The organism is Cyanobium sp. BA20m-p-22 (assembly GCF_024346275.1).
Taxonomy (GTDB): Bacteria; Cyanobacteriota; Cyanobacteriia; order PCC-6307; family Cyanobiaceae; genus Cyanobium_A.
The window spans coordinates 1-6,753 of record NZ_JAGQCQ010000202.1 but is presented as its reverse complement, the minus strand read 5'-3'; the positions used below and the strand labels follow the sequence as shown (position 1 = coordinate 6,753).

The 6,753-nt window shown below is 63.5% G+C and carries 10 protein-coding genes; 6 read left to right on the top strand and 4 right to left on the bottom strand.

Annotation, left to right across the window (positions count from 1 at the left end; genetic code table 11):
* The coding region (locus KBZ15_RS15450) for a DUF6880 family protein (RefSeq protein WP_396123509.1) at positions 1-537 on the top strand (537 nt) is incomplete at its 5' end.
* Entirely contained in the window at positions 507-1,436 is a 930-nt protein-coding gene (locus tag KBZ15_RS15445; RefSeq protein ID WP_255016088.1) for a class I SAM-dependent methyltransferase, read from the top strand. The genes KBZ15_RS15450 and KBZ15_RS15445, both read left to right, overlap by 31 nt.
* Here the strand turns inward: KBZ15_RS15445 and KBZ15_RS15440 are convergent.
* Both KBZ15_RS15440 and KBZ15_RS15435 read right to left on the bottom strand, forming a co-directional pair.
* Positions 1,417-1,569: a DUF2256 domain-containing protein gene (locus tag KBZ15_RS15440; RefSeq protein WP_255016087.1), complete on the bottom strand. Its 153-nt coding sequence runs from the start codon at positions 1,567-1,569 to the stop codon at positions 1,417-1,419. The two genes, KBZ15_RS15445 and KBZ15_RS15440, sit on opposite strands and share 20 nt — an antisense overlap.
* A 15-nt stretch (positions 1,570-1,584) precedes the next feature.
* Positions 1,585-1,932, bottom strand: coding sequence for a metalloregulator ArsR/SmtB family transcription factor (locus KBZ15_RS15435; protein WP_254930383.1), 348 nt, complete (start codon positions 1,930-1,932; stop codon positions 1,585-1,587).
* A 121-nt stretch (positions 1,933-2,053) separates the two neighbouring features.
* Between KBZ15_RS15435 and KBZ15_RS15430 the strand changes: the two genes are divergently transcribed.
* Together KBZ15_RS15430 and KBZ15_RS15425 are read left to right on the top strand one after the other, a co-directional pair.
* Positions 2,054-3,175 (top strand): rhodanese-like domain-containing protein, encoded by a 1,122-nt coding sequence (locus KBZ15_RS15430; protein WP_255016086.1) that lies wholly within the window; start codon positions 2,054-2,056, stop codon positions 3,173-3,175.
* Positions 3,176-3,218: 43 nt separating this feature from the next.
* Positions 3,219-4,085, top strand: a complete 867-nt coding sequence (locus KBZ15_RS15425) for a sulfite exporter TauE/SafE family protein (protein WP_255016089.1) — start codon at positions 3,219-3,221, stop codon at positions 4,083-4,085.
* Positions 4,086-4,297: 212 nt separating this feature from the next.
* Here the strand turns inward: KBZ15_RS15425 and KBZ15_RS15420 are convergent, their stop codons facing one another.
* Positions 4,298-5,020 carry a pirin-like bicupin family protein gene (locus KBZ15_RS15420; protein WP_255016085.1) on the bottom strand — a complete coding sequence of 241 codons (723 nt, stop codon included), beginning with the start codon at positions 5,018-5,020 and terminating at the stop codon, positions 4,298-4,300.
* Complete coding sequence (locus KBZ15_RS15415; protein ID WP_255016084.1) at positions 5,017-5,442, bottom strand: VOC family protein; 426 nt, start codon at positions 5,440-5,442, stop codon at positions 5,017-5,019. The genes KBZ15_RS15420 and KBZ15_RS15415 overlap by 4 nt, the downstream gene beginning before the upstream one ends.
* Positions 5,443-5,547: 105 nt before the next feature.
* Here KBZ15_RS15415 and KBZ15_RS15410 point away from each other — a divergent pair, with 105 nt between their 5' ends.
* Together KBZ15_RS15410 and KBZ15_RS15405 are read left to right on the top strand one after the other, a co-directional pair.
* The gene (locus KBZ15_RS15410; protein ID WP_197149318.1) at positions 5,548-5,691 is read left to right on the top strand and encodes a chlorophyll a/b-binding protein; all 144 of its coding nucleotides are present in this window, start codon (positions 5,548-5,550) and stop codon (positions 5,689-5,691) included.
* Between the two features lie 878 nt (positions 5,692-6,569).
* The coding region (locus KBZ15_RS15405; RefSeq protein ID WP_255016083.1) for a hypothetical protein at positions 6,570-6,753 on the top strand (184 nt) is incomplete at its 3' end.

Sequence of the window (6,753 nt, the reverse complement as noted above, 5' to 3'; positions counted from 1 at the left end):
ATTGCAGTGCTCGATGCCCTCAATCGCACCAGCGAGGCCCAGCAGCTGCGCTGGCAGTGGTTCAGCAAAAGCCTTTCCATTCCCCACCTGCGCGACTACCTAAAGCGTCTCGCTGCCTTTGAAGACGCAGAAGCGGAGGAGCGCGCCCTGCAGCAGGCAGAGGGCCATCCAGTCAGCTTGCTGGGCCTGAACTTTCTGGTGGAGTGGCCTGCTTTGGCAAGAGCCGCAAGCCATGTGCTCGCCCATGGGCAGGAGTGGGATGGGGATGCCTATGAAATCCACACGGTCGCAGCCGATCGCCTCAGCGCCAAATTCCCCCTGGCGGCGACGCTGCTGCTGCGGCCGATGGTCTTCTTCGCCCTATGGACTGGCAACGCCAGGCGCTATCGCCATGCGGCAGACCATCTGCGCAGCTGCGACCAATTGGCTTGCCGCATCGACGACTGGCAGGGCCATCGAGACCATGACGCCTTTGTGTTGCGCCTGGTCGAACTGTTTGGCACGGAATGGGGGTTCTGGAAATTGGTGGATCATTGATTTGGGTGATCATTGATTTGCTGGATCCCCTCGACGGCCTCGCCATGCCAGCCCCTGCCCTGCCCTATTTCGATCAGGTGCTGCGGCGACTTGCGGCTGGCGATGCCCAGCTTGAGCGCTGCTTCGGCAACCATGTGCACTGGGGATACTGGCAAGATCCCCACACCTGCGCCCAGCGTGCCCGGCAGGAATTCCCCCAGGCCGCCGAAGCCCTGACCCATTTGCTCCTGGATCAGGCCCATCTCCAGGCCGGCCAGAGCGTGCTGGATGTGGGTTGCGGCTTCGGCGGAACCATTGCCAGCCTCAACCAGAACTGGGATGGCCTTGCCCTTACGGGCCTCAATCTCGATGGCCGCCAGATCGAGCGGGCTCGCCAGCTTGTGCAGCCGCGAGCGGCAAACACGATTGACTGGATAGTGGCTGACGCCTGTGCCCTGCCCCTGGCCCCAGCCAGTGTGGACCTGGTGCTGGCGGTGGAGTGCATCTTTCACTTCCCAAGCCGTCAGGCCTTTTTGCAGGAAGTCCAGCGGGTGCTGCGGCCGGGGGGGCGCCTGGTGCTGAGTGATTTTGTGCCCTGCCGTCCGCTGGCAATCCTGCTGCGGGTGCTGCAGAGCCTGCGGGGGGCGCCGTTTAGCAATGGCACCTACGGACCGATCGATTGCCGCTGGGATCAACGCCGCTATGCCTCTCAAGCCAGGCTCCACGGCCTGGAGCTCCGCAACGATTCAGACATCACCGCCCACACCCTGCCCACCTATGCGGTGGTGCGGGAACTGTTTGATGCCATGGGTGCGGCTAGCGCGGTGCGCGATACGGCCCGGATCGAGCAGCTGAGCCGCTTGGGCTGGCTGCGCTACAGGATTCTCAGCTTCAGCAAGCCTATTGCTGCTGGTCGCTGACGCTGCGCCGGCGGCGGCAGCGTTCCGAGCAGTAGCGCACCTCCTGCCAGACGTCTTTCCACTTTTTGCGCCACTCAAAACGCCGCCCGCAGACGGCGCACAGCTTGCTGTCTCGATCGGCGTGGTGGGGCATGGCGGATTGGCTGGATCAAGCCGACTGCAACAGCTGCAACTGTTGCTCCAGGCGTTGCCTGAGGCTCGTCTGCACCAAATTGCAAAGTTGGGGCACCAGCGGATCTGCCACTGCGTAGGTGAGCCGCACCCCTTCCCGCTGGTTCCGCACCAGACCAGCACGCTGCAGCTGCCCCAGCTGGCGGCTGATATGGGACTGACTGAAGCCGGTGGCCTCGATCAGGGCTGCCACATCCATGGGCCCCTGGTGCTCCAACTGGCACAACAGTTGCAGCCTGGCCGGCTCACTCAGCAACCGGAAGAACTGGCTGAGCTCATCGAGAAGTTCAGGGGTGGGGGGGGAGCCAGGTGTGGTGTGGCCCATCAAAAACCCTTATGACGTTAAAAGCATTCTGCCTGGTCGGGGTTGGCTTCCGCCAGGCCAACAGGGCTCGCCTTTATACCCTTTATGCGCGTAAGCTCATAGCAGTAAGCAATCGGTTGCCATGCAGTCCGCCGCCCCGTCTCACTTTTGCTTGGCTGCCGCCGCGGGGGGCGGCCCGCTTCTGTTTCGCCAGCTGCTCGATGGCGAGACAGGCACCTTCACCTATCTGCTCGCCGATGTCGCCAGCCGGGCTGGGGTGCTGATTGATTCGGTCTTCGAGCGGCACGGCCGCGACCTCTCCTTGATCCGCGAGCTGGGTATCGAACTGGTGGCCTCGATCGACACCCATGCCCACGCCGACCACGTCACCGGCAGCTGGCTGATGCATGAGGCCACCGGCTGCGCCATCGCCCTGGCCGCCGCCGCCGGCGCCGTCAACGTCAGCCTGCCCCTGCACCACGGCGATCGGTTGAACTTCGGTTCCCGCCACCTGGAAGTGCGCAGTACGCCTGGCCACACCAACGGCTGCCTCACCTTCGTGCTGGACGATCTGTCAATGGCCTTCACCGGGGACGCCCTGTTGGTGCGGGGCTGTGGCCGCTGTGACTTCCAGCAGGGCGATGCCCACACGCTTTGGACATCGATCACCGAGCAGATCTACTCCCTGCCTGGGGCCTGCCTGCTCTACCCCGGTCACGACTACTCCGGCCGCAACATCACCTCAGTTGCCGAAGAGCTGGCCTTCAATCCCCGCCTAGGCGCTGCAGCCACCGAGCGCGATTTTGTCGGCTACATGCAGAACATGAAGCTTCCCCACCCCCACAGAATTGCCGAGGCCCTGCCAGGCAACATGCGCTCCGGCAAGCCCCGTTCAACCCAGGCGGCGGCCTCCTGGGCTCCGGTGGAGCTCAGTTATGCCGGCCTGCCCGAGCTCGATCCGGCCTGGGTGGTCGCCCATGGCGAGGAGGTCACCCTCCTGGATGTGCGCTCCGCCGAGGAATACCAGGGCCCCGATGGTCGGCTGGCCGGCAGCCTGCTGATCCCCCTGCCCGAGTTGGAGGGTCGCTCCGGCGAGATCCCCCTCGATCGCCCGCTGGTGCTGGTGTGCCATTCCGGCAGTCGTTCGGCCCTGGCCACCCAGCAACTGCTCAAGGCGGGCCACTTACGCGTGGCAAATTTACGCGGCGGGCTGAGTAAGTGGGCATCTGCCGGCTACCCGCTGGAGGGAGTAGCCGCAGCATGAAGGCCCCATCTGTGCCCATGACCTGGACCAAGGTGGCCAAGTGATCGTCTCGCTGGTGTTGCTGCTGGGTGCGGGTGGGGTCCTGATCGGTTTTCTGCTCGCCGTTCTCGGTGCCGGCGGCTCGATCCTGCTGATGCCCCTGTTGATCAGCGGCGCAGCCCTGTCGGTGCGGGAGGCCGTACCCCTTTCGTTGCTGGTGGTCACCCTGATGGCCCTGGGCAACCTGGGTCCCTACCTGCGGCGTGGCCAGGTGGCTGCCAAACCGGCCCTGATCCTCGGCTTGCCTGCCCTGGCCGGCAGCTGGATCGGCGGCAGTTTTGTCAAGGCAGGCCATCTGAGCGAACCGGTGCAGCTAGGGGTGTTCACCATTGCGGCGCTGCTGGCCGCCTGGCTGCTCACCCGGCCCGTCTCCATCCACAAACCAGTGGTGAAGCTCGGTGGCCTGTTTCTCGGCGGTCAGGGGGTACTGATTGGCCTGCTTACGGGTATTGCCGGCGTGGGCGGGGGCTTTGCGATCGTGCCTGCCCTGGTGCTCCTGGCTGGTCTGCCCATGCAGCTGGCCAGCGGCACCAGCCTGCTGCTGATCGCCCTCAACAGTCTTGTGGCCATGGCAGCCCTGGGCAGCTGGCCCGCCGCCGGCCTGCCGCTGCTGTTCCCCCTGTTGATCGGGGGCTTCATGGGTGCCCTGATAGGCCAGCGGCTGGCACCAAAACTTCCAGACCGCCTGCTGCGGCGGGGCTTTGCGGCGCTGCTGGTGGGATCGGCCCTGCTCACCGCCGGGGAATCCTTCCGCCGCCACTCAGGCCTTGCCAATCATGCCGCTCAGCAGGCAGAAGACACCGATCAGCAAGAACAGCCAAGGGCTGAAGCCCAGCACGAAGCCAAGCGCTACCCCGGCCAGGATCAGTAGCCAGGGGCAGCAGCGGGGCCAGGGGAGCAACAGGCCAGATCCCAGCCGGGGGGAATTAGCTCCTAGCGCCTTGGCTTGATTGGCTGGATCGGCTTTATCTAGCGGCAAGGAATTGACAGGCAAGCAATGGCAGGCGAGAAATTGAAGGGCGAGAAATCCTTCTTGGCCCATGGCGAGTCTGGCGCAGTTCTGGGCTTATCAGGAACCAAGTATCAGCCCAGCTCAAACAGCAGTAGGTCGGCTCCGCTGGATCCTGCCCTGAAGGCTTCCAGGGTTCCGGCGCCGAAGCCGAGACCATCGCCCCGCTGCAGCGCCTGGCCATCGGCCAGTCCCGAACCGTTGATCAGCTGAATCCAGCCCTGGCTGCCGGCAGCGATCGCCAGGCCCAGCTTGTCGCCAGCCTCCGGCTGGGCCCTCCATAGCCGCACCGGCCTGTGAATCGCCATGGCACCATCCGCCCTGAGCGGATCGAGCAGGGCAGTCCAGGCCTTGCCAATTGGGTAGGGCTTCTGCTCGTAGGCCGGGGCGATGCCAGTGCTGCTGGGCTCGATCCAGATCTGCAACAACCGGCAGGGAACGCTGCCCCCATTTACTTCGCTGTGCCTCACCCCGCTGCCGGCGCTCATGCACTGCACCTCACCGGCCCGCAGCACCTCGGCATGGCCCAGCGAGTCGCGATGGTGGAGTTGGCCTTCCACCAGCACGGTGATGATCTCCATGTCGCTGTGGGGATGCATCCCAAAGCCGCGCCCGGCGGCAATGGTGTCGTCGTTGATCACCCGCAGGGGCCCAAACCCCAGCCAGGCCGGGTCGTAGTGGCTTGAGAAAGAAAAGGAGTGCCAGCTGTCGAGCCAATCGAGCTGGCTGTGGAAACGCTCGGCGGCGGGCCGGAACACCCGGCCGCTCATGGCATTGGGGGCAAGTGATTTGCTCATGCTGAACCTCCAATTGGCTGGCCCTTGTCAATCGGTGCTGCCACCAACAGCAGTAGCCGATTGCCCTCCGGGTCCAGCAACCAGGCCTCAGCGCCAAAGGGCTCCAGTCGCGCTGGCGCCAGCAGGGTGGCGCCCAAGCCCAGGCTTGAAGCAATCCAGGCTTCGAGGCTTGCCAGTGGCCCGGTGCCATCGCATTCGCGTTTTAGACCGAGGGCCAACCTCCCCTGCTGGCGGGGTTGGGGCCGATTTCGGCCTGGGGCGTAGAGCTCAAGCCAACCGCCCGCAGGCCAGGCCACCAGCCAGTGGTTCCCAGCTAGCCCAGGCCGCGGCTCCACTGCCAGCAGGGCGCCATAGAACCGGGCCAGGCTCTCCGGGGCATCTGCTGCCAGCACGATCGAGCTGCCCATTGCCACCTGTGCCACCAACCCCCCACAGGCCACACCCATTTTGGCCCGGCGCCCAGGCGAGGGGAGCGCTCACGCGCCCTTCACAATCTGTTATGCTTTGCGAAACAAACCGCAACACCCATGGCTGAAACTACTCCCCGCTTCGGTTTCGTCGCCTTCGCTGAAACCTGGAATGGCCGCCTCGCCATGCTCGGCTTTGTGATCGGGCTTGGCACTGAGCTGCTGACCGGCCAAGGCATCCTTAGCCAAATCGGCCTCGGTTGATCCATGGGCACCGACTACACCCTTGCCATTTCGGCCGTGATTGGTCTTGTCGTGCTGCTAACCGGCATGACTGCCTACGTCTTCAGTCGTCCAACTGACCTCTCCTCACCGAGCAACCGATAACCGGCTCCCCTTAGTTCATGACGGGTAATCTTCAAGCAATCGGCTTTTTGATTACCTGGGTGCTCGGCTGGGGAATCCTTGGTTCCTTGATTGATGCTGGTTTTATCAGAGCTGGCCTCTACACCCTTGAGGATGGCCAGCTCAGAACCGCCACCACTTTTGTGGTTTGGACAATCCTTTGGGGTGCAGGAGGCCTACGCCTTTTCCAGCTCTGGATCAAAGCCGACAAGCCCAGTTGACCCAGCTGGCTTCCTGAGCGCTCGAAGATGGGTCGGGCTTAGATCCCACCAGTTCGGGTTGTTGGCAAACTTCGATTGAGTGCCTCAAAACCGAGTATTGCTGCACCATCGCAGCGTATTGAGGTGAGTGGTGGTACTTCTGCTCCAGTTGGCGGTAGTGCCTGTCCGCCGGTTGGCAGTCTTGCTGTTCACCAATTACCAAGCCTTGCTCAGGCTTGTCCAGCCGATGGCTGTTGAAGGGTCTCTTAGGCATGGTGGGATCTCACAAGGAGGCAATCGCCCCACTGACCCGCACTCTCCCTAGGTGCAGGCTGTTTTGCAGCAACTGTCAGCGACAGCGGACGAAACTCCCCCCAGGCCTCAGCCCAATCCCGGGTTTTAATGGTCCGCTCTGGTGGAGTTCACCTTTTGAAGCGGCAATCAAAGCGGATTTCACGCTGGCTGGGTTACAGCGTTGCGACTTGTGCCGGCGCCATTCTCAACTTGATAGCGGCAGACCCTGCCCTGGCGGATTTAGTGCAGTGGAAAACCAATGGCCATTACTACGAGGTGGTTGTGGCTCCAGAGGGGATCACCTGGATAGAGGCGCGGCTAGCTGCCCAAGCCAGGGGCGGTTACCTGGCCCCCCTCACCTCCTGGCCTGAAAACCTGTTTGTGTGGTCATTAATTTCCGGCAGGCCAAACTTCTGGACGACTTCGA

What these genes read in the sequence shown, in the direction of transcription:
- KBZ15_RS15445 (WP_255016088.1), top strand. Translation starts at nt 507, where the DNA reads ATGGGGGTTCTGGAAATTGGTGGATCATTGATTTGGGTGATCATTGAT.
- KBZ15_RS15440 (WP_255016087.1), bottom strand. Translation starts at nt 1,569, where the DNA reads ATGCCCCACCACGCCGATCGAGACAGCAAGCTGTGCGCCGTCTGCGGG.
- KBZ15_RS15435 (WP_254930383.1), bottom strand. Translation starts at nt 1,932, where the DNA reads ATGGGCCACACCACACCTGGCTCCCCCCCCACCCCTGAACTTCTCGAT.
- KBZ15_RS15430 (WP_255016086.1), top strand. Translation starts at nt 2,054, where the DNA reads ATGCAGTCCGCCGCCCCGTCTCACTTTTGCTTGGCTGCCGCCGCGGGG.
- KBZ15_RS15420 (WP_255016085.1), bottom strand. Translation starts at nt 5,020, where the DNA reads ATGAGCAAATCACTTGCCCCCAATGCCATGAGCGGCCGGGTGTTCCGG.
- KBZ15_RS15410 (WP_197149318.1), top strand. Translation starts at nt 5,548, where the DNA reads ATGGCTGAAACTACTCCCCGCTTCGGTTTCGTCGCCTTCGCTGAAACC.